18 protein-coding genes and 1 rRNA gene are annotated in these 20816 nt (G+C 70.8%); 11 read left to right on the top strand and 8 right to left on the bottom strand.

The window, feature by feature from the left end; translation table 11 throughout:
• Nucleotides 1–90, top strand: a 5S ribosomal RNA gene (rrf, locus tag B0I28_RS28695); the annotation flags it as partial.
• A gap of 70 nt (nucleotides 91–160) precedes the next feature.
• Here rrf and B0I28_RS24375 read toward each other — a convergent pair.
• Together B0I28_RS24375 and B0I28_RS24370 are read right to left on the bottom strand one after the other, a co-directional pair.
• Nucleotides 161–1735: a glycosyltransferase gene (locus tag B0I28_RS24375; protein WP_425433454.1), complete on the bottom strand. Its 1575-nt coding sequence runs from the start codon at nucleotides 1733–1735 to the stop codon at nucleotides 161–163.
• Between the two features lie 154 nt (nucleotides 1736–1889).
• A complete protein-coding gene (locus B0I28_RS24370; RefSeq protein WP_146148229.1) occupies nucleotides 1890–2951 on the bottom strand; it encodes a hypothetical protein in 1062 nt (353 codons plus the stop codon).
• Nucleotides 2952–3392: 441 nt separating this feature from the next.
• Between B0I28_RS24370 and B0I28_RS24365 the strand changes: the two genes are divergently transcribed.
• Both B0I28_RS24365 and B0I28_RS24360 read left to right on the top strand, forming a co-directional pair.
• Nucleotides 3393–4943, top strand: coding sequence for a gamma-glutamyltransferase family protein (locus B0I28_RS24365; protein ID WP_219926968.1), 1551 nt, complete (start codon nucleotides 3393–3395; stop codon nucleotides 4941–4943).
• Nucleotides 4944–5009: 66 nt separating this feature from the next.
• The gene (locus tag B0I28_RS24360; protein ID WP_181245943.1) at nucleotides 5010–6140 is read left to right on the top strand and encodes a DNA glycosylase AlkZ-like family protein; all 1131 of its coding nucleotides are present in this window, start codon (nucleotides 5010–5012) and stop codon (nucleotides 6138–6140) included.
• Nucleotides 6141–6287: 147 nt separating this feature from the next.
• Here B0I28_RS24360 and B0I28_RS24355 read toward each other — a convergent pair whose 3' ends face one another.
• The 4 genes from B0I28_RS24355 to B0I28_RS24340 all read right to left on the bottom strand — a co-directional run bounded on the left by B0I28_RS24355 (nucleotide 6288) and on the right by B0I28_RS24340 (nucleotide 10656).
• Nucleotides 6288–7442: a S1 family peptidase gene (locus B0I28_RS24355; protein WP_106366458.1), complete on the bottom strand. Its 1155-nt coding sequence runs from the start codon at nucleotides 7440–7442 to the stop codon at nucleotides 6288–6290.
• Nucleotides 7443–7729: 287 nt separating this feature from the next.
• Nucleotides 7730–8554: an NmrA family NAD(P)-binding protein gene (locus tag B0I28_RS24350; protein ID WP_106366457.1), complete on the bottom strand. Its 825-nt coding sequence runs from the start codon at nucleotides 8552–8554 to the stop codon at nucleotides 7730–7732.
• A gap of 105 nt (nucleotides 8555–8659) precedes the next feature.
• The gene (locus B0I28_RS24345) at nucleotides 8660–9334 is read right to left on the bottom strand and encodes a response regulator (RefSeq protein ID WP_106366456.1); all 675 of its coding nucleotides are present in this window, start codon (nucleotides 9332–9334) and stop codon (nucleotides 8660–8662) included.
• A complete protein-coding gene (locus B0I28_RS24340; protein ID WP_106366455.1) occupies nucleotides 9331–10656 on the bottom strand; it encodes a sensor histidine kinase in 1326 nt (441 codons plus the stop codon). The genes B0I28_RS24345 and B0I28_RS24340 overlap by 4 nt, the downstream gene beginning before the upstream one ends.
• 144 nt (nucleotides 10657–10800) lie before the next feature.
• On the opposite strand from B0I28_RS24340, the gene B0I28_RS24335 reads away from it, so the two are divergent.
• Nucleotides 10801–11499 (top strand): DUF998 domain-containing protein, encoded by a 699-nt coding sequence (locus tag B0I28_RS24335; protein ID WP_106366454.1) that lies wholly within the window; start codon nucleotides 10801–10803, stop codon nucleotides 11497–11499.
• A 208-nt stretch (nucleotides 11500–11707) separates the two neighbouring features.
• Here B0I28_RS24335 and B0I28_RS24330 read toward each other — a convergent pair whose 3' ends face one another.
• The gene (locus B0I28_RS24330; protein ID WP_106366453.1) at nucleotides 11708–13156 is read right to left on the bottom strand and encodes an MFS transporter; all 1449 of its coding nucleotides are present in this window, start codon (nucleotides 13154–13156) and stop codon (nucleotides 11708–11710) included.
• Between the two features lie 127 nt (nucleotides 13157–13283).
• Between B0I28_RS24330 and B0I28_RS24325 the strand changes: the two genes are divergently transcribed.
• From B0I28_RS24325 to B0I28_RS24295, 7 genes are all read left to right on the top strand, one after another.
• A complete protein-coding gene (locus B0I28_RS24325) occupies nucleotides 13284–14483 on the top strand; it encodes a cytochrome P450 (RefSeq protein ID WP_106366452.1) in 1200 nt (399 codons plus the stop codon).
• Entirely contained in the window at nucleotides 14480–15337 is an 858-nt protein-coding gene (locus B0I28_RS24320; protein WP_146148227.1) for a 4Fe-4S domain-containing protein, read from the top strand. Before B0I28_RS24325 ends, B0I28_RS24320 begins: the two co-directional genes overlap by 4 nt.
• Complete coding sequence (locus B0I28_RS24315) at nucleotides 15334–16497, top strand: NAD(P)/FAD-dependent oxidoreductase (RefSeq protein ID WP_106366450.1); 1164 nt, start codon at nucleotides 15334–15336, stop codon at nucleotides 16495–16497. The genes B0I28_RS24320 and B0I28_RS24315 overlap by 4 nt, the downstream gene beginning before the upstream one ends.
• 115 nt (nucleotides 16498–16612) lie before the next feature.
• Nucleotides 16613–17845: a cytochrome P450 gene (locus B0I28_RS24310; protein WP_106366449.1), complete on the top strand. Its 1233-nt coding sequence runs from the start codon at nucleotides 16613–16615 to the stop codon at nucleotides 17843–17845.
• Between the two features lie 82 nt (nucleotides 17846–17927).
• Nucleotides 17928–18533, top strand: a complete 606-nt coding sequence (locus B0I28_RS24305; protein ID WP_106366448.1) for a hypothetical protein — start codon at nucleotides 17928–17930, stop codon at nucleotides 18531–18533.
• Nucleotides 18534–18618: 85 nt separating this feature from the next.
• Nucleotides 18619–18822 (top strand): DUF397 domain-containing protein, encoded by a 204-nt coding sequence (locus tag B0I28_RS24300; protein ID WP_106366447.1) that lies wholly within the window; start codon nucleotides 18619–18621, stop codon nucleotides 18820–18822.
• A 625-nt stretch (nucleotides 18823–19447) separates the two neighbouring features.
• A complete protein-coding gene (locus B0I28_RS24295) occupies nucleotides 19448–20017 on the top strand; it encodes a hypothetical protein (RefSeq protein WP_219926967.1) in 570 nt (189 codons plus the stop codon).
• Here B0I28_RS24295 and B0I28_RS24290 read toward each other — a convergent pair whose 3' ends face one another.
• On the bottom strand, nucleotides 20018–20800 hold the full coding sequence (locus B0I28_RS24290) for a phosphotransferase (protein WP_146148226.1): 783 nt from the start codon (nucleotides 20798–20800) through the stop codon (nucleotides 20018–20020).
• Nucleotides 20801–20816 lie beyond the last annotated feature (16 nt).

Raw genomic sequence — 20816 nt, 5'->3', positions numbered from 1 at the left:
CCCGGTCCCATTCCGAACCCGGTCGTTACGGCTTCCAGCGCCGATGGTACTGCACCCGAGGGGGTGTGGGAGAGCAGGACACCGCCAAACATGAAACGAATAGAAGGGCCCGACACCTAGTGTCGGGCCCTTCTGCATGCCCGGAAACGGTTCTCGGCGATCAAGTCGGCCGGTGGAGCCTGCGTCGGATGGCGCGTTTGACGTGCCGGACGAGGTTGTGGGTGCTCTTGGTCTTGTGGACTTCGAGGGCGACTCGCTTGCGGGGGTTGGTGAGGTACTGGTGAACGCTCACGCTGGTGCGGAGCCGATAGCGGGTCAACATCGTTCGCCGGCGGGAGAGTTCTGCGGGGTTCGGGACTCGTAGGGCCTGTTGGAGGGTCTGGCCGGGAAGTTCGAACTCCACGTAGAGGTCGAACACGTCGCCCTGGGCGAGATCGTGGAAGTCCTCGATGGGGTCGATCTCGATGTTGAAGTGCTGGGTATCGGGGTCGTACTCGGCGGGTTTGGTCAGGGTGGCTCCGGTCTCGCGGGCGATGGCGACCATGCGGGGATGCAGACCCAGGACCCGGTGGCGCGCGAATCCGGTGGTGCCGCTGATGTGGAGACGGCCGTTGCGGCGGGCGATGCCGGTGACGGTGGTGGACATGCGTGAGGGCTTGTCCAGGAGGAAGGTCGTGGGGGCACCGCGGTCGGCGATGGCCAGGTAGCGCTCGTGGAGGGCGCCGTCGATGACGGTGAGTTCCTTGACGCGGCCGTGGTCGGCGGCGCCTCGGTAGTGGCCTTCGATCTCAGTGAACTCGGTTGCGGCCGCGGCCAAGAGGATCGGCTGGTTGTGGGGGTGGAGTTTGGCGAGGGAACCGGCGGTGAGGTGGCGGTGGAGAAGCTCGGTGGTGCGCTGCCACCATTCGGTGCGGGCTTCGGGGTCGTCGATCATGGCGATGAAGCGCAGGAGCGAGATGCCTTCGGTCTCCCAGTGGCGGTACATGAGGTGGTCGCGGCCGGGGCCGGGCGGGACGTGCTCGTGGAGGAGCTCGACCATGTGGACGAGCATTTCCCAGAGGATCGCGGTGCGCTGCAAGAAGTCCTCTCCGGTCGCTGAGGTGACGTTGCCTCCGTCGTCGCGGCGGACGAGGTACAGGCAGTCGTAGTCGGCGACGATGGAGATGTTGCGGGCGCGGAGGTAGGCGTGGAATGTGAACGGCTGGTCCTCGGCGCGTTTGACGCCCACGGGAAAGCGGATGCCATGCCGGCGGAGGTGGTCGGTGCGGAAGAGTTTCCAGGCGGCGATGGACCAGTAGATGCGGGACGTGTAGAGGTCGGCGGCGTCCTCGTTGCGGCGGAACATCGACTGGGGCGCGGAGCGGTCGACGCCGACGACCTTGCCGAGGACCACGTCCGACCCGTTGCGGCGGGCCGATGCGACGAGGCGTTCGAGGGCTTCGGGTCCGAGATGGTCGTCGGCATCGAGGAAGAAGACGTACTCGCCGGTGGCGAAGTAGTCGAGGGCGACGTTCCTCGGGTGACCGGGCCCGCCGGAGGCGGCCTGGTGGACGACCGTGATGAGGTCGCCGTGGTGGTGGGCGAGCTTGTCGAGGAAGTCGCCGCTGCCGTCGGTGGAGCCGTCGTCGACGGCGATGATCTCGATCCGGTCGGTGCCGATGGTCTGGGACAGCACCGAGTCGATGGTCTTCTCCAGATACGGCATGGCGTTGTGCACAGGTATCACAACGGACACAGTCGGGAACCGCACTACTGTCTCTCCTTGTCCTCACCGTGTCGGAAGGACGGTAGTGCGGAGTCGTAACCAGAGATGTCTTCGCGGAGTTAACGCGAAGTATCCATGAGTCCCGTTTGGAATTCGTTCTGTGCGTTTGCGAGCCGGCCTCGGCTCAGACGTACGGGCCTTCGATGTGCTCGCCGGCGTGCTGGCGGTACCAGAGGCCGCGGTAGCAGCGCCACGGCTGGGGGCGCAGCTGGGTCGGCGCGAAGATCTGTTCGAGGAGGCGGCGGGCCTCCAGGAAGAAGTCGAGGCGCTCGTCGGGGGCCGCGATGTGCTGGGAGTCGTCGACGGGACTCTCCGCGGGGAGGATCGTCAGCGACGGCCACATCGTGGTCTGCTCGGCGAGGGGGAGGAGCCAGGCGCGCATCTCGTCGAGCGGTTCGCTGCCCACCGTGTAGGTGAACGAGGTGCGGTGGCCGGCTTCCCTTGCCGCCGAGAGGATCTCGGAGAGGCGCTCGGACTGGCGGCTGGCGACCGGCATGACGGGGTCGGCGGCCGCGGCGTCCTCGGGGACGATCGGTTCGGCGGCGAGTTCGGCGCTGTCGTCCTTGTACGTCTCGGTCGTGAGGAACAGGAGGACGGGCCCCACTTTCTCGGCGAGCTCGTTGAACGCGGCCTTGCTGCGCAGGGCCGGGGTCAGGACGCCGAGCGTCGTGGACTCGGGGAGCCCTTCGGCGGTCATGGCCTCGCGGACCGCGAGGAGGTGCTCGACGATCAGCTGCTCGTCGCGGGCGCCGCTCGCGGAGAGGGTGACCTCGTCGAAGAGGTGCTGCTCGCCGTCGTCGGCGAGGTCGGAGGCGAGGGCCTCCAGGAGGTCGCGGTAGCACTTGACCAGTTCGGCGGACTCGACGTCGGCCTGGAGGAGGAGGGTGGCGGCGGTGCCGTCGGCGCGGAGGTATCCGCGGACCTCTTCTCCCGGTTCGGCCTCGATGATCTCGGCGACCGGGGTGCCGTCGACGCAGAGCTCGCTCAGGCCGTGCTGGGGCGAGGACGGGTCGACGTGGGCGCGGAGGCTGAACGGCGAGGTCGCGCGGTCGGCCGGGAGGACGAGCATGAACTCCTCGTCCTCGGAGTTCAGCCGCAGGCGCATGCCTTCGCTGTTGTTGCCGCGCAGGCCGTACAGGTTGAGGGCGATGAGCAGGAGCTCGCTCCACTCAAGGTCGTGCCGCACTGCGAGGCGCCGCCAGCGGTGCACCGTAGACGAGATCGGTCCGGCTGAATCAGCTGGTTGTATCGGCTCTTCCATGACCAGTTCCGATCTTTCCTCTCGTCCCCACCGCGGAAACTCCACCGTACAAGAGACTTGGGCGTACAGGTGGACGCGGTCCACCTCTATGCTAGGTCCGCCGACGGACAAAAACACCCGTCGTGAGCACCGGCACGCGGTCCGAATGCTGGGAACCGTGTCTCCATGGACGCCATTGCGATCCGCCTCCCCGATCTTATCGAGTGGGATCGATGCGCGCATGCCGCGGCGGGGTGGGCGCCCCGATCGGGGCGCTCGTCACTAGCCGCGCGGCAAGGTAGGCTTTCCGCCATGCCGGACCTGCGGTCCGGCGCGAATCCGTCCCCCCGTTCGGCGATGGCCGGCGGTTGCGCAAAGGAGTCACCCGTGGTCGACCAGGGTGTGGTCTGTTCCGTCGATCCGCACGTCAGCCGGATCGGCGCCGACGTGCTCGCGAACGGCGGCAACGCCGTCGACGCCGCGATCGCCGCCGGTGCGGCGCTGACGATCGTGGCCCCGCACCTGTGCGGGCTGGGCGGGGACCTGTTCGCACTGGTCCATGTGCCCGGCGAGGACGTTCCCGCGTATCTGAACGCGTCGGGGCGTGCGGGGTCGGGTGCCGACGCCGAGGGGCTGCGGGCCGAGGGGCACCGGGCGATGCCGTTCCGGAACGACCTGCGGTCGGCGACCGTGCCGGGCTGCGTGGACGGGTGGTTCGCGCTGCACGGGCGGTACGGGTCGCGGCCGATGGCGGAGCTGCTGGCGCCCGCGATCGAGCTGGCGTCGCAGGGCTGGCCCGCGACGGCGATGCTCGCGAAGGCCGGGACGCTCCTGGACGGCGTCGAGGGCGCCGAGGACCTCGTGGGGCTTGAGGCCGGGGCGACGGTGACGCGGGAGCGGACCGCCGCGGCGCTGCGCGCGGCCGCCGAGGGCGGGCGCGACGGGTTCTACCTGGGGGACTTCGGGCAGGGGCTCGTGGAGATCGGGAAGGGCCTGTTCACGGAGGCGGACCTCGCCGCGGTGCAGGCGCAGTGGGAGGAGCCGCTGAGCGTGGAGGCGTTCGGGCACCGAATCTGGTCCGCGGCGCCGAACTCGCAGGGGTACCTGCTGCTGCTCGCGCTGGCGATCGCCAACAGGCTGGACCTGCCGGTGGACGCGGGCGACCCGCTGTGGGCGCACTACCTGGTCGAGGCCGCGCGGCAGGCCGGGTACGACCGGCCGGAGCGGCTGTTCGACGGTGCCGACGTCGCCGACCTGCTGGCCGCGGCCGGGGAGCGGGCCGGGAGGATCAGCGCCGACGCGAAGGCCGAGGTGCCGGTGCACCAGGCCGCGGGCGGCACTACTTATATGGCGGTGCTCGACGGGAACGGCATGGGCGTCTCGTACATCCAGTCGAATGCGGCCGGGTTCGGGACGTGGCTGTTCGAGCCGCGCACCGGGATCGGCCTCCAGAACCGCGGGACCGGGTTCAACCTGGAGCCGGGGCACCCGGCCGAGTACGGGCCGGGGAAGCGCCCGCCGCACACGCTCGTGCCGGCGCTCGTGACGCGGGCCGACGGGTCGCTGCGGCTCGTGGCCGGGTCGATGGGCGGGGACTCGCAGCCGCAGATCGTGTCGCAGCTGATCGCGCGGGTCCTGCACGGCGGCGAGTCCGTCGAGGCGGCGGTGGCGGCGCCGCGGTGGCGGCTGCACCCGGGGGAGACCGGGTTCGGGACGTGGACCGGCGTGTACGAGACGGACGTGGAGCTGGAGGACGGGAGCCCCGAGGCGTGGGGCGCGGGCCTGAGCGAACGCGGGTTCGCGGTCGCCCCGGCGGCGGCCGGGAGCGGGTTCGGGCACGCGCACCTCATCGAAATCGACGAGGCGGGACGTGTTGCGGGCGCGGCGGATCCGCGCGCGGAGACGGGGACGGTCGGGACGGCGCCGAACCGGGGCTGACGGATTGTCGGACCCCGGCGGTACGGTCGGGGGCGATCGGTGTGGCTCGTGGAGAGGACTGGTGACGTGCCTGAGTCGTTGCGGCTGGCGGATGCGCGGCGGATCGCGATCGCCGCGCAGTTGCGGCCGAAGGCCGCGCGCTTCAAGACGGTGCTGGAGCGGCTCGGGTGCATTCAGCTCGACACGATCTCCGCGGTGCGGCGCGCGCACGAGCTGACGCTGCTCGCGCGGGACCTCGACGTCGATGAGGCGGTGCGGAGCCTGGACCGGCGCAAGTCGCCGGTGGCGTTCGAGTACTGGGCGCACGCGATGTCGCTGCTGCCGGTGTCGGCCTGGCCGTACCTGGCGCGGCGGCGCAGCGCATGGCGCGAGCGGTACGCCGACGACTCGCTCGCGGAAGCCGAGGCCGAGGTGCTGGCGCTGCTGCGCGAGCGCGGCGCGATCACCGTGTCGGACTTCCCTTCCGGCGCGATGCACCGCGACCGGGGCACCGGGAACATGGGCGACTCGTGGAACTTCAGGACCGACCACAAGCACGCCGTGGAGCGGCTGCTGTGGTTCGGGGACGTCGCGTGCACGCACCGGATCGGCTTCAAGCGGGTCTACCAGCTGGCCGAGCGGGCGATCCCCGCCGAGCACCTGTGGGACGCCGACGACGCGGAGTGCCTGCGGTACATGGTGTCCACGGCGCTGCGGAACCTCGGCGTGGGCACGACGAAGGACGTCGCGGACTACTTCCGGCTCAAGATCGCCGACACCGAGCGGGTGCTGCGCGAACTGGAGGTCGAGCAGGTCGCGGTGGAGGGGTGGAAGGGCCGCGCGTGGATCGACCCGCAGGTGCGGCGCACCCGCACCACCGGAGCCGAGCGGGCCGTCGCGGTGTCGATGTTCGACCAGCTCGTGTGGCTGCGCGAGCGCATGGAGCGGCTGTGGGGCCACGGCTGGAAGATCGAGATCTACGTGCCCGAGCCGCAGCGCACGTTCGGGTACTACTGCCTGCCGGTGTTCGTCGGCAGCGACCTGCCGGGGCGGGTCGCCTTGCGCCGCAGCAACGGTGACCTCGTCGTCGAGGCGGCGCAGTGGGACGACGCGCGGGCCGACCGGGAGCACCTGCATGCGGCGGTGGACCGGGCGGCGTCGTGGGTCGGGGCCGAGGCGCGGTGGAAGACCGAGGTCCGGGGGTTCGACACCGCCTGAGGCGGGAAAGGGGGCGCGGTTGAGCGGTTAGGGGACACGGCGAAGCCCCGGCCTGGGGTGGCGACCGGGGCTCCGGAGTCCGAGCCGTCGCGGCTCAAGAAGGTCGGGCCCGGCCGTTGTCGATCCGGCCGGACCCTGGCATCGGTCCTACGTCGTGACGAGCGTCAGGCCCCACGCGGAGAGGGCCGGGCCGATCGGCTGGAAGTAGGTCGTGCCGCCGGAGGAGCAGTTGCCGGAGCCGCCGGAGGTCATGCCCTGGGCGGAGTTGCCGGTGATGAACGAGCCGCCGGAGTCGCCGGGCTCGGCGCACACGTTGGTGCGGGTCAGGCCGGTGACGGTGCCCTCGGCGTAGTTGACGGTCTGGTTGAACGCCCCGACCGTGCCGCAGTGCCAACCCGTGGTCGAGCCGGAGCGGCAGATCGAGGAGCCGACGGCCGCCTGGTTGGCGTTCGCGACGTCGCGCGAGCCCGAGTACATGTTGACCTCGTCGTACAGCGGCTCGCTGGAGCCGACCGCGACCCAGGCGCGGTCGGAGCCCGGGAACACCGAGTTGCGGAAGGTGCCCGGGGCGGCCTCGCCGCTGGTCACCTGGTCGCCGGCGGAGCCGCAGTGGCCCGCGGTCACGAAGCCGGGCGTCGAGCCCTGGCGGACCGAGAAGCCCACCGAGCAGCGCCACGAGTTCTCGATGATGTACGAGTCGCCGCCGCGCACGAAGTACAGCTCGGGCGCCTCGGCGGCCGTCACCGAGACGAGCGACGGGTCGATGCCCGCGGCGTCCACGGCCTCGGCCGCGACGGCCTCGTCGGCCGCCTCGACCACGAGCGTGTTGCGCTCCACGTCGATGTAGTGGCCGTACAGGCCGTCGAGCGCGAGGGCGTCGAGGCTGGATCCGGCCGCTTCGAGGTCGGCGAGGGCGTGCTCGACGAGGACCGGGGTGGCCCCTTCGGCGCGGACCTCGTTGAACTCGGCGCGGTCGGTGGTCGCGACGAGGATCTCGTCGGCGCCCTCGGCGACCCACAGGCCGCCGTAGGAGGCGTCGAGCGAGTCGGGGACCTCGGTGAGGAGCTCGGACGCGACGGCCTCGACGGCGAGGCGGTCATAGGCCTCGGACTCGGTGAGCCCGAAGGTGTCCGAGAGCTCGTCGATGAGGGCGGGGGAGACGTTCCCGAGGAGGTCGGCGCGGGCGTCCGCGGCCTTGGCGTCGAGGATCTCGGCCGAGGCGGGTGCGGCGCCCGCGGCGAGCGAGAGCGCGGTGACTACGGCGCCGGCGGCCGTGACCGCAAGTGCGCGTTGGCGATTCATGTGATGCATGCCTTTCGGGTGAGGGCATCGACGGCCGACGGGGTTGGCGACCGCCATGGCAGGGCCGGGTGCGACCGCTGGTTGCGGTCTCACCCGAGGTGATGGGTGAGCCATGCCATACATGGAGATTAGAGGTAAACCGCGCAAAACTAAAGATAGAAATAATTCAGTGAATATCGGGCTAAGTGGTCTTCAGTTTCAGAAATGCGAACTGGGCTGTGATTTCACAGATTTACACCAAAAGGGGCGGCGTTCCGACCGGAACGCCGCCCCTTTCCGCTGGGGCGCTACTTGAACGCGTCGGCGTGCTCGGCCGCCCACTGCGCGAACGTGCGGGCCGGGCGGCCGGTGACCCGCTCGACCGTGTCGGCGACGGTCTTCCCCTCCGGCGGCGTGTTCCCAAGGGCCTCAAGAAGGAACGCGATCAGGCCCTCGTGGAAGCCCTCGCCGCGCCACTTCTCCTTCGCCTCTTCCACGGTGAGCTCCACGTACTCGACCTCGCGGCCGATCGCCTCGCCGAGGGCGCGGACCTTGTCCTGCATCGTGAGGACCTCGGGGCCGGTGATAACGAGCTCCGCGCCGTCCTGCCCGCCGTCGAGCAGGACCCGCGCGGCGACCGCGCCGATGTCGGCGGGGTGGACCATCGCGCTGAGGCGGTCGCCGAAGGGCTCGCGGATGCGGCTCTCGGCCTTGATGGGCGCAGCCCACCACATGAGGGCGTTCGACATGAACTCGACCGGGTGGAGGAAGGTCGTCTCGATCGCGCTGGCGGCCAGGAGGGTTTCGAGCGGGCCGTCGGCCATGCCGCCCAGGACGGTGGCGCGGCGCACGCCCGCCTCTTCGGCGAGGGCGACGACGGCGGCCGGGTCGGGGATCGCGCCGTACTGCTCGCCCGCGAAGTTGATGAAGTGGACGGCGTCGACGCCCTTGAAGGCGTCGGCGAGGGTCTCGGGCGCGGCCAGGTCGCCCACGGCGAGCTCGACGCCGGCGGGGACGGCGGCCTCGGGGTTGCGGGTGAGCGCGCGGAGCTCGGCGGTCGGGTCGGCGGCGATGAGCTGCTCGACGACGTTGCGGCCGACGGTGCCGGTGGCGCCGGTGATCAGGATGCGCATGGGGACTCCTCGAAAACTCTGGAACGGAATGAGTTGTTCCAAGTATAGCAGAGCGGAATGATCCATTCCAATAGGCGGGTCGAAGTTTCCTGAGAAGGGGTGTTCCTACTGCTCGCGGGGGTCGCCCGCGGTGACGAGGCCCGTTTCGTAGGCGCAGATGACGGCCTGGGCGCGGTCGCGGAGTTCGAGTTTGGCGAAGATCTTGCCGACGTGGGTCTTGACGGTCTGCTCGGAGACGAAGAGGGCGGCGGCGATCTCGGGGTTGGAGAGGCCGCGGGCGATGAGGCGCAGGACCTCCTCTTCGCGAGGGGTGAGGGAGTCGAGGCGGGAGGAGCGGCGGAGGGCCGGGCGGGCCTTGAAGCACTCCTCGATGAGGCGGCGGGTGACCGAAGGGGCCAGGAGGGCGTCGCCGTCGGCGACGACGCGGACCGCGGCGATGAGGTCGCCGGGCGGGGCGTCCTTGAGGAGGAAGCCGCTGGCGCCCATGCGGAGCGCTTCGTAGACGTAGTCGTCGATGTCGAAGGTCGTGAGCATGAGCACGCGCGGGCGGCGCTCCGGCGGCGCCGACAGGATGCGCTTCGCCGCCTCAAGGCCGTCCATCGTCGGCATGCGCACGTCCATGAGGACCACGTCGGGGCGCAGGCGGGTCGTCTCGGTGACCGCCGCGACGCCGTCGGGGGCGTCGCCGACGACGTCGATGTCCTCCTGCGCGTTCAGGAGCGCGGCGAAGCCGGCGCGGACCATGGCCTGGTCGTCGGCGATGAGCACCTTGATCGTCACGCGGACTCCTCTGCGGTCGGACGGATCGGCAGGACCGCGCGGACGCGGAAGCCGCCTTCGGACGTCGGCTCCGCCACGAGATCGCCGCCGTCGAGGGCGACGCGCTCGCGCATGCCGACCAGGCCCAGGCCCGAGCCGTCGCGGCCCGTCGGGCCGGGGCCGCCGGGCGGCGGGCCGTTCACCACCGTAACGTCCAGTGTCCCGTTCTCGGAGGTGACGGAGGCATGTACGTGTGCGCCCGGCGCGTGGCGCATCACGTTGCTCAGGGCTTCTTGGACCACTCGGAACACCGTGAGCGCCAGCGTTTCCGGGAGGTCGTCGGGGAGGTCGCCGACCTCCAGATCCACGGGTGTGCCGGTCCTCGTGACCGCCTCGGCCAGGCCGTGCAGCGCCTCCGGGCCCGGCTGCGGCTCCCTCGTGCCCGCGTCGTCCTCGCTGCGCAGCACGCCCAGGAGCCGCCGCATCTCTGCGAGCGCCTCGCGGGCCTGGTCGCTGATCGAGCGGAACTCCGCCTTCGCGTCTTCGTCGAGGCCGGCGAGGCGGTACTCCGCCGTGGAGGACTGGACGGCGACGACCGACATGTGGTGGGCGACGATGTCGTGCAGCTCCCGGGCGATGCGGGCGCGCTCCTCCAGGAGGCGGCGGCGCTGGCGCTCGCCCTCGGCGACGCGTTCCTTCTCGGCGACGCGGGTGCGGCCCTGGCGCCAGATGCGCACCGTCAGGCCGACGAGGAACGCGAACGCGCCGAGGAGGAGGCCGAGCGTGAGGTTGTCGGAGGCCGGGTTCGGGTTCGCGTCGAGGACCGGCTGCGGCATGGGGGACAAGCGGTGCGAGCTGACGCCCCAGACCGCGGCGGCGCCCACGGCCGCGTACCCCAGCCAGCACAGGACGCCCGCCCAGGCGCGGCGGTCGCGGCCGAGCGCGAACAGCACGGTCATGAGGGCGAACAGGCTGGGGACGGTCAGCGGCCACGGCTCCCACTTCGTGGTCACCGTCCAGAGGGCGGTCGCGACGAGGGAGGCCATGACCAGCAGCCACGCCTCGACGGGCCGGAACCGCGCGAGGATGATCGCGGCGCCGGTGGCGATGGTGATGGGCGCGCCCACGGCGATGCCGTAGTTGGTGGCCATGAGGCCGTTCTGGATGGCGAACATCATGAGCGCGAAGGGGACCGAGCCGGGGCCGACGAGGGCGAGCGTGGAGGTGAAGCGCCAGCGCCAGTCGCCGTCGCCGAGGGGCGCGACGGGCACCAGGTAGCTGATGACCCGGCGGACGGGATGCGGGTGCTGCGCGGGCTCGTTCGGTGCGGTCTCGGCGGTCACGTGCCCAACGGTATGCCGCCGGGGACCTGCGCGCCCTCACTCCGGGGTACGGGCCCGGCGGGGGCGTCTCACCCCTGGGTATGAGGGGGGATTCCACGCCTCGGCTTGAGGGAAGGGGACTTCCCGGAACCTACCGTTCGGCGCATGAACCGAGACTTCTTCCGAACGCGCGCAGCCGAGGTGACCGCCATGTCGGGGATCGCCGCCTCCCAGGCGGGCTTCGCGGTGATGCACTTGACGCAGTCCCATGACGTGGATGCCGTCTCCACGCCGGTGTCGGCGTATGCCGTGACCTGGCCCGGCGTTCTTCTGTTCCCCGCTTCGGTGATCGCGCTGGCCGCGACCTGCTTCATCCTGGCGATGCGCGGGGTGGGGCTGGCGCGGGAGGGGTTCGTGAAGTTCCTGCTGGGGGCGACGGCGGTGATGCTGGTGTGCGCGGCGGTGTTCCGCACGGGGACGCCGGAGTCGGGGCTGACGTGGTGGGCGCAGATCCACCGGTATTCGGCCGGGGCGGCGTTCGTGCTGCTGACGGTGGTGGCGGGGATCTGCGCGGCGCGGATGCGGGGCGCCGATGCGCCCGCGTGGGTGCGGCACGGGACGTGGTGGGCGACGGTGCTGGCGGCGCTGACGTTCCTGACGACGACGGTGAACACATTCCTGCCGGGGGTCCTCGACGGCGGGGACTGGCGGGGGATTCCGCAGCGGGTGCTGCTGGTGGTCCTGTCGTCGCTGCTGTGGTTCCTGGTGGCGAACTCGATTCGGACGGCGGCCCCGGTGGCTCCGGTTCCCGTGGTCGAACCGGTGCCGACCCCGGCCCGCGTCCTGACGGGGGTCCGGTCGTGAAGGGCCTCAAGGGGATTCGGTCACGCATGGCGCGGGTCCGGCTCGCCTTGGGCGGTTGCCGCGAACTGCGGCGGGCCCGGGAGGAGTGCTCACCCTTCACCGCTCGGCAGGAGTCGGGGGACGGTCCGTACTTCGGCAGCTGGTTCTAGCCGGATCACATATCCTATAGGATATAGGATATGTGATCCGGGCCGGAGGGTTCGACGCGTCATGCCGCTACGCGGGCCAGTTCCGGTTCTGCCGCTTCGGGTTCGGCGGCGCGCTTCGGCAGGAACGCGGCGATGGCGAGCGCGGCGAGCGAGGCGCCCGCGGCGATGAGGAAGATGATCTGGAAGGCGTCCCGGGAGGGGACGGCGGTGCCCGCGAAGTCGACGGTGACGTGGGCGAGGACGACGCCGGCGATGGCGCTGGAGACCGAGGTGCCGATGGACCGCATGAGGGTGTTCAGGCTGTTGGCGGCGGCGGTCTCGTGGACGGGCGTGGCGTCCATGATGAGGGCGGGCATGGCGCCGTAGGCGAGTCCCATGCCGGCGCCCATGAGGGTGGCGACGAGGACGAGCTGCCAGATCTCGGCCATGAGGAACGCGCCGAGGCCGTAGGCGAGGGCGACGACGACGGCGCCGGCCATGAGGGTCGTCTTGGGGCCCTTGGCGTTCGTGATGCGCGCGGAGACCGGTGACATGGCCATCATGACCAGGCCGGAGGGCATCATGACGAGGCCGACGGTGAGCATCGACTGTCCGAATCCGACGCCGGTGGCCTCGGGGATCTGGAGGAGCTGGGGCAGGACCAGCGACATGGCGAGCATCGCGAAGCCGAAGACGACTGAGGCGAGGTCGGTGAGCAGGACTTGGCGGCGGGCGGTGGTGCGCAGGTCGACGAGCGGCTGCGGGGTGCGCAGTTCCCATGCGCCCCAGGCGAGGAGGACGACGACGGCGCCGATGCCGAGGCCGAGGGTGAGCGGGTCGGTCCAGCCCCAGTCGGCGCCTTTGGAGACGGCGAGGAGCAGGGCGAGGAGGCCCGCGGAGAGGCCGATCGCGCCGACGGGGTCGAAGCGGCCGCCGGACTTGACGCCGGATTCGGGGACGGTGGCGGCGACGAGGAGCAGGCACAGGAGCCCGGCGCCGGAGGCGACCCAGAAGAGGACGTGCCAGTCGGCGTGGTCGGCGAGGAGCGCGGCGGCGGGGAGACCGAGGGCGCCGCCGATGCCGAGGGAGGCGCTCATGAGGGCCATGGCTCCGGCGAGTCTCGCCTTCGGGAGTTCGTCGCGCATGATGCTGATGCCCAAGGGGATCACGCCTGCGGCGAGGCCCTGGACCGCGCGGCCGGTGATGAACGCGGCGAGGTTCGTGCTGAGCGCGGCGACGACCGAGCCCGCGGTGAGCAGGACGAGGCTGATGAGGAGCATGCGGCGCTTGCCGAACATGTCGCCGAGGCGGCCGACGACCGGGACGGCGACGGCGGAGGCGAGGAGGGTCGCGGTGACGGCCCACGAGGTGTCGCCGACGGAGGCGCCGAGGAGTTCCGGCAGTTCGGGCAGGAGCGGGATCACGAAGGTCTGCATGAGCGAGACGACGATCCCGGAGATGGCGAGGACCGCGATGATGCGGTTCGGGCGCACGGGCGTTCCGTCCAGCTCGGCGGTGTTCTGAGTCATCAGTGGTGGTTTCCATCCTGGTAGTGCATGTGACCCGAAATATTTTAAGTCAACTGCTTGACTTACTGTACTCCGCGGGGTTGAATAGTGGGCAAATCGCACTGCCGTCGATCTGCCAGGAGGCCCCATGTCCGAGCGCACCGCCCTCCAGTACCCGATCCCCAACGACGCCGTGCTCGACCCGCCGGCCGAGTGGGCCGAGCTCAGGGGCAAGTGCCCCGTCGCGCATGTGACGTTCGCCTCGGGCGACCCGGCGACGCTCCTCACCCGGTACGAGGACGTCAAGGCCACCCTCGCCGACCCGCGCTTCACCCGCACCTCCGCCGACGGCGACAGTGCCCGCGTCGGCGAGGAGTCCGGCGGCGTCCTCGACTCCCAGATGGCCTCGGTCCTCCCGCAGCACGGCGAGGCCCACCTCAAGTGGCGCCGCACCCTCAACAAGTGGTTCACCGCCAAGCGCATGGCCGCCCTCCGCCCCGGCATCACCGCCATGGCCGACCGGCTCGTCGACGAGATGACCGCGCAGGGCGACACCGCGGACCTCAAGGCCGCCTTCGGGTTCCCGCTGCCGGTGTGGGTGATCTGCGAGATCCTCGGCGTCCCCGAGGACGACCGCGACAAGTTCTCGTACTGGTCCGACACGCTCCTGAGCATGACCAGGTACACCCAGGACGAGATCGTCGCCGCGCAGACCGCGTTCCACGTCTACCTCGCCGGGCACGTCGCCGCGAAGCGCGCGGAGCCCGGCGACGACCTCCTCTCCGAGCTCGTCACCGACTCCGACATGAGCGACGCCGAGATCATCGCCACCGGCCAGGGGCTCCTCGTCGCCGGGCACGAGACCACCGCGAACATGATCGCCAAGATGGCCGCGATGCTCCTCGCCGACCGCACCCGCTGGGAGGCGCTCCTCGCCGACCCGAAGCTCATCAGGTCCGCCGTCGAGGAGTCCCTGCGCATGGACGTCAACGCCGGGTTCGGCATGGTCCGCTACATCGACCGGGAGTTCGAGGTCGGCGGGTCCGTGATCGAGCCGGGCACCACCGTCGTCTGCTCCATGGCCGCCGCCAACCGCGACGAGGCCGCGTTCGACGACGCCCACGCGATGGACCTCGCCCGCACCCCCAACCCCCACTTGGCGTTCGGCGCCGGAGCGCACTCGTGCCTCGGGCAGGCGCTCGCGCGCACCGAGCTCCAAGTCGCGCTGGAAGTGCTCCTGCGGCGCCTGCCGTCGCTCGAACTGGCCGTCGCGCCCGGGGACCTCCAGCGGGTGGAAGGACTCCTGGTCGGCGGCATGGCCGCCGTCCCCGTACGGTGGCGGACATGAGCACCAGCACCAGGGCCTCGCGGGTCGCCGCGACCCGCGAGGCGATCATCACCGCAGCCGAGCGCCTCTTCGCCGAGCACGGCGTCGCGGCCGTCTCCAACCGCCAGATCTCCGAAGCGGCCGGGCAGGGCAACAACACCGCCGTCGGCTACCACTTCGGGACCAAGGCCGACCTCGTGCGCGCCATCATCCGCAAGCACATGGCGCACATAGAGGAAGCGCGCGAGGAGCGCCTCGCGCACATCGGACCCGAGCCGGGGCTCCGCGACTGGGTCGAGTGCTTCGTCATGCCGACCATGGACCACCTCGGCTCGCTCGGCGACCCGACCTGGTTCGCGCGGTTCGCCGCCCAGGTCCTCACCGACCCGGCCGTGCGCGACGAGATCGCCGACGAGGCGATGCAGTCGCCCGCCCTGCGGCGCGTCAGCGACGGGCTCGACGTGTGCCTGTCCGACCTGCCGCCCGAGATCCGCGACGAGCGCAACGCCATGGTCAGGCAGCTCGCCGTGCTCGTCCCGGCCGTGCGCGAAGCCTCGCTCGCGGCCGGGAAGACCACCGCCAGGGACACCTGGCATGAAGCAGGCCTCGGCCTGGTCGACGCCATCGTCGGCCTGTACGGGGCCGAAGTCACCGAACTCAGGGAGTTACCCGCCATGAAAGTGACCGTGGACGAAGACAAGTGCTGCGGCGCGGGCTCGTGCGTGCTCGTCGCGCCGGACGTGTTCGACCAGCGCGACGAGGACGGGATCGTGATCCTCCTCGAACCCGCGCCCGCCGCCGAGCACCACGAGGCCGTGCGCGAGGCCGCGAGCGTGTGCCCCGCGCTCGCCATCGACGTCAGCGAGGGCGCGTGACGGCGAGCGTCCTCGTCGTGGGCGCCTCCGCGGCGGGGCTCGCCACCGCCGAGGCACTGCGCCGCAAGGGATTCGACGGACGCCTGACGCTCCTCGGCGCCGAACCGCACCTGCCGTACGACCGGCCGCCGCTGTCCAAGCAGGTCCTCTCCGGGGCCTGGGAGCCCGCGCGGGCGCGGCTGCGGCCCGACGCGATGCTGTCCTCACTGGACGCCGAGTTCGCGCTCGGCGAGGCCGCCACCGGCCTTGACGTGGGGAACCGGGCCGTCACGACCGAGAACGGCCGGGTGCTGGGGGCCGACGCGATCGTCATCGCCACGGGCATCCGGGCGCGGACGCTCCCGGGCGCCGCCGGGCTCGGCGGCGTGCACGTGCTGCGCACCATCGAGGACGCGCTGCGGCTCAAAGGCGAACTCGCGCAGGCGAAGCGGCTCGTGGTCGTCGGTGACGGCGTCCTCGGCGCCGAGATCGCCGCCACCGCCACCGGGCTCGGACCGGACGTGACCCTCGTGGGGCCGCAGGCCGCGCCGATGGAGCTCCAGCTCGGCCCCGGCGTCGCGAAGCACCTCGCAGAGATGCACACCGAGCGCGGCGTCAGGCTCCGGCCCGGCGTCGGCGTCGCGGGCCTGGAGGAGCGCGACGGGCGCGTGACGGGCGTGCGCCTCGACAGCGGAGACGTGCTCACCGCTGACGCGGTCGTCGTGTCGATCGGGTCGATCCCGGTCACCGAGTGGCTCACCGGCTCGGGCCTGCGGATCGACAACGGCATCGTGTGCGACGCGAACTGCCTTGCCGCCGAGGGCATCTGGGCGGTCGGCGACGTCGCGCGCTGGCACCACGCGGGGCTCGGGCGCGACCTGCGCCTGGAGAACCGCACGAACGCCACCGAGCAGGCGGCCGCGGTGGCCGCGAACATCCTCGGCGCCGACCTGCCGTACAAGCCGGTGCCGTACTTCTGGACCGACCAGTTCGACGCGAAGATCCAGGTCTACGGCCTGCCTTCGGTCGACGGCGAACTCGACGTCCTCGAAGGCGACCCGGCCGCGCGCCGCTTCGTCGCCGCGTACCGGACCGAAGGCCGGATCACCGGCGTCGTCGGCTGGTCCATGCCGAAGCAGGCCCGGCAGCACCGTCAGTCTCTTGTGGAGTCGTTCGCGTAGCGTCCCCGCGCCCCCGGATCTCAGAACGCCCTTGAGCGTCGCGGTGCTGCGCCCCGACTGCGCCTTTACGGAACCGGTACCGCGACTTGAACACCCGAACCGAAAGGAACGCGCGATGACCGACCAGGAGATCCCGGCCTATCCGATGGAGCGGGCCGTGAAGTGCCCGTTCGACCCGCCGCCCGAGCTCAAGACCCTCCAGGAGGAGGGGCCGATCACCAAGGTGCGCTTGGCCGACGGCCAGACGCCGTGGCTCGTCACCGGCTACGACGACCAGCGCGCGGTCCTGTCGGACCCGCGCGTCAGCTCCGACACCGCGAGCCCCGGCTACCCGAACCCGGCCGTCGCCAAGGACTACGAGGGCGACGGCGACGAGCCGCAGGAGCAGCGGCCGAAGATCGGGTTCATCCTCATGGACGACCCCGAGCACGCGCGCCTGCGCCGCATGGTGACCGCGCCGTTCGCGATCAAGCGCTCCGAGGCGCGGCGGCCCGCGATCCAGAAGATCGTCGACGACGCGATCGACGCGATGCTCGCCGGGCCCAACCCGACCGACCTCGTGGAGGCGTTCGCGCTGCCCGTGCCGTCGCTCGTGATCAGCGAACTGCTCGGCGTCCCGTACGCCGACCACGACTTCTTCCAGGAGAACAGCAAGGTCATCGTCAACCTCGATGTGGCGCCGGAGGAGCGCACGGCCGGGATGCGGAACCTGACCGTGTACCTCGACGACCTGGTGGGGCAGAAGATGAAGGCCCCGGGCGACGACCTGCTGTCGGGACTCGTCGGGCGCATCCAGGCCGGGGACCTCACGCGTGCGGAGGCCGCGCAGATCGGCGTGCTGCTGCTCATCGCCGGGCACGAGACCACCGCGAACATGATCGCGCTGGGCACGTTGGCGCTCTTCGAGAACCCCGACCAGCTGGCGCTCCTGCGCGACAGCGACAACCCGGTCGTGGTCGCCAAGGCCGTCGAGGAACTGCTGCGGTACCTGCACATCACGCACAACGGCCGCCGCCGGGCCGTCCTGGAGGACATCGAGATCGGCGGGCAGCCCGTCAAGGCCGGCGAGGGCGTCATCCTCCCCGGCGACATCGCCAACCGCGACCCGCGCCTCTTCCCCGACCCCGACCGCCTCGACCTCACCCGCGACGCCCGCCGCCACATCGCCTTCGGCTTCGGCGTCCACCAGTGCCTCGGCCAGTCCCTCGCCCGCGTCGAACTCCAGGTCGTCTACAGCACCTTGTACAAACGCATCCCCACCCTCGCCCTCGCCGGCGACCTGAGGGAACTCCCCTTCAAACACGACGCCGCCGTCTACGGCGTCTACGAACTCCCCGTGACCTGGTGACCCGGCCCGGGGGCCGACGCGGCAGCCGGCCCCCGGGCCTTCGACCGGCCCTCTCCCGGCGCGGCCCGTGTACATTGGCCCGATGAACCCGAACGACCGTCCGACCGGCGCCGACCTCGGCATCGCAGCGGCGGACGTGCTCGCCCGCAGCGGCAACCGCCCGATCGCCCCGGGACTCACCGACGCCGAGTTCGAGCGCATCGAGCACGAGTACGGCTTCGAATTCAGCGACGACCACCGCGCCTTCCTCGCCGCCGGACTGCCGCTCGACACCCCCGCCGAACGCGGACACCCTGGACGGACCTGGTGGATCGACTGGCGCTCAGACGATCCAGAGACCATTCGGGACATGCTCGGATGGCCGGTCGAAGGCGTGCTCTTCGACGTCGAGTCGAACGAGTTCTGGTACGACGGCTGGGGCCCGCGGCCGACCGCGATGAGCGAGGCGCTGGCACTGGCGGCATCACAACTCGCCGATGTACCGCGCATGGTCCCGGTCTGCGGCCACCGGTGCCTGCCCGCGGGCCGCGGCACGTGGGGGCGTCCGGTCCTGTCGATGTACCAGACCGACATCATCGTCTACGGGACGGATCTCCTCGCGTTCATCGCGGGAGAGAAGACCGACAACGCCGACTATGCGGACGCGATCAACCGGTCGGCCGACTTCTGGCGCGACCTCATCGGCTGAGTCGCCGCCAGTTCGGGTCATGGGACGGAAGCGGGTCCGCTCGTAAGGTCGACCGGATCAGCTCTCAACTTCAGAGTTAGCTGGAATCTCCTGGCGCACCAGCACTCGCAGCGCCGACAACGGCGGGCAGTGCGTAGAGGTCGGGCCCCTGGCGGATGGCTCGGGTCGGGTGGCGGTTCGTCACTCCCATAACCCCGAGAGCTCGGTGATCGTCTACACCCGCGCCGAGTGGGCGGCCTTCCTCGCCGGGGCCAAGGACGGCGAGTTCGACTTCGGCTCCGGCAGCTAGAGTCCGCGGAGTTCGCCCGGGCAATGCACCTGCGGCTTCCGTTGGCGGGCAGGTCAAGTGGGCTCCTTTCGGGTCGCGTCGGGGGACCGGGTTCACCGGTCACGGCGTCTTGCAGTGGTGCAGCGGCGTGGTGTGCGGTCCGCTGGACTTGCCGTGTGCCTCGTTGCGAGCACGTGCTCCCCGGGGCGAGGTGATCCCGCCCGGAGGTCTCCCACCCCCTTGCGACCCTTCCCAGGGCCCGGGATGGAACCCGATGGCACTGAGGGCTGAGACCCGCCCGACCGCCCTGCGCGGTCCGGGGTTCTCGAAATCAGTCCGGTGCACGGTCCCGGCCAGAGGCTTGTCTCAGTCTGCTTACACCTGCCGCCAACCGTCCTGATTTCGCATCCCTGTGCGTATATCAATGGTCCCTCGTCGCCTGAATGGGCCGCAACACCCACACGGGGAGAAATCGTTCATGTTCTCGCGCAGGGAATCAGTACGATGCCGAGATACTCAGGGACATGCGGATGGTCGGCGGGTGATGGCGATGCGGCTTGCAGGGCGGGAATGGCGGGTCGTCGTTGACGAGGTTCGGCTTGGGGCGGATCGGTTCCGGGTGGTGCGGTCGGCGAAGGTCGGGCACATGCCGCTGTACGAGGGGCGGCTCGGGGCGCAGATGGGTGTGGACAAGCACGGGACCGTTGACCTCGCGATCGCGTGGTGGTTGGCGGCGCGGTCGCCGCGGAGCCTGGTGTACCTGCCGCTGAAGGGAAGCGCGGTGGACTGCGGGGCGGAGTACGGCGGGCGGAAGCTCGATCTGGTGCTGCTGCATCACAGCCTGGGGTTTCGGGTGTCGCGGTGGAAGGAAGTGCGGGGGCGGCTGGGGGCCGGGCGGGTGCAGAAGGTGACCATGCCCGCCGACCCGTTCCCCGAGCAGGAATTGGAAGCCGCTCGGACCCGATGGCATCGGGACTTCAAGGACCGGCTCCGATGGGCGATCGCGGCCGACACGCTGTTCCTCGTGGGAAGCCGCTCGGCGTTCGAGTTCGAGGGCGAGCAGCTGCGGGCGTTGGTGGAGGACTGCCCCTCGCATCTCGCTGAGCAGCCCGATGCACATTGCTGCGCGGAGATCGAACTCGGCCGCTTTAACAGCACCGACCGGCGGAATTCCTGGTCGCAGCTCCATGTCGAATGCTGCAACCGCCATTGGTGATCAGTGCTGCCGCAAGCGGTCGAGGACGGCCTTGATCGCGGGGGTGTAGGCCGGATGCGGGGTCCATGGGGTCTGTCGGGCTGCGGCGGCGTGGCGGTCGGTGAGGATTCGGTAGAGGAGTGCACGAAGGGCGAGTTGCGGTGAGGCGCTGTCGAGGAGGACGGTGGGGGCGTCGTGCCAGCAGATGGCGTCGATGAGGGCGACGGCGGTGGCCCAGGCGGTGGGGCGCCAGTAGGGCGCCCAGTCGATGACGGCCGGAGGCAGACCGGGCTCGTAGAGGACGTTGCCGAGGAGGTCGCCGTGGACGAGCTGGTGGGGGACCGTCATCGGGGTGCGGGCTGCGGCGAGGTCGTCGACCTCCGCGGGGAGGGCGATATCGAGGTTCCAGGAGTCGCGGTCGGCCGTCGACCACCAGTCGTCGCGGGAGGCGAGGAACTCCGGGCAGGGGACGGCGGCGAGCGCTGCGTGGAACTGTTCGCCGGTCGCCACGGCTTCGTTCCAGCTTTTCGGGTCGGTCGAGCCGGAGAGGAGTTCGCTCGCTTCCCAGTGCTCGACGATCCAGTTGCCGGAGACCGACCTTATGGGTTTCGGAACTCGGAAGGCTTCGCTTTCGGGGAGCGCGGCGAGGGTTTCGGCCCGCCATTCGGCCTCGGCAGAGTTGTCGACCGGCTTGAGGACGATGTCGCCGCTTCGCCAGGTGCGTCCTTGTCCGCCTTCCATGAGCGTCGGTTCGGCGGTGGATCCGAAGGCGGTGAGAACGGTTCTGGGTGGGCCGGTTTGCATGTGGGCGACCGTAGCC

Origin of the sequence: Glycomyces artemisiae (assembly GCF_003002955.1) — a bacterium.
GTDB lineage: Bacteria > Actinomycetota > Actinomycetes > Mycobacteriales > Micromonosporaceae > Glycomyces > Glycomyces artemisiae.
This window is presented reverse-complemented; position numbering and strand designations above follow the sequence as displayed.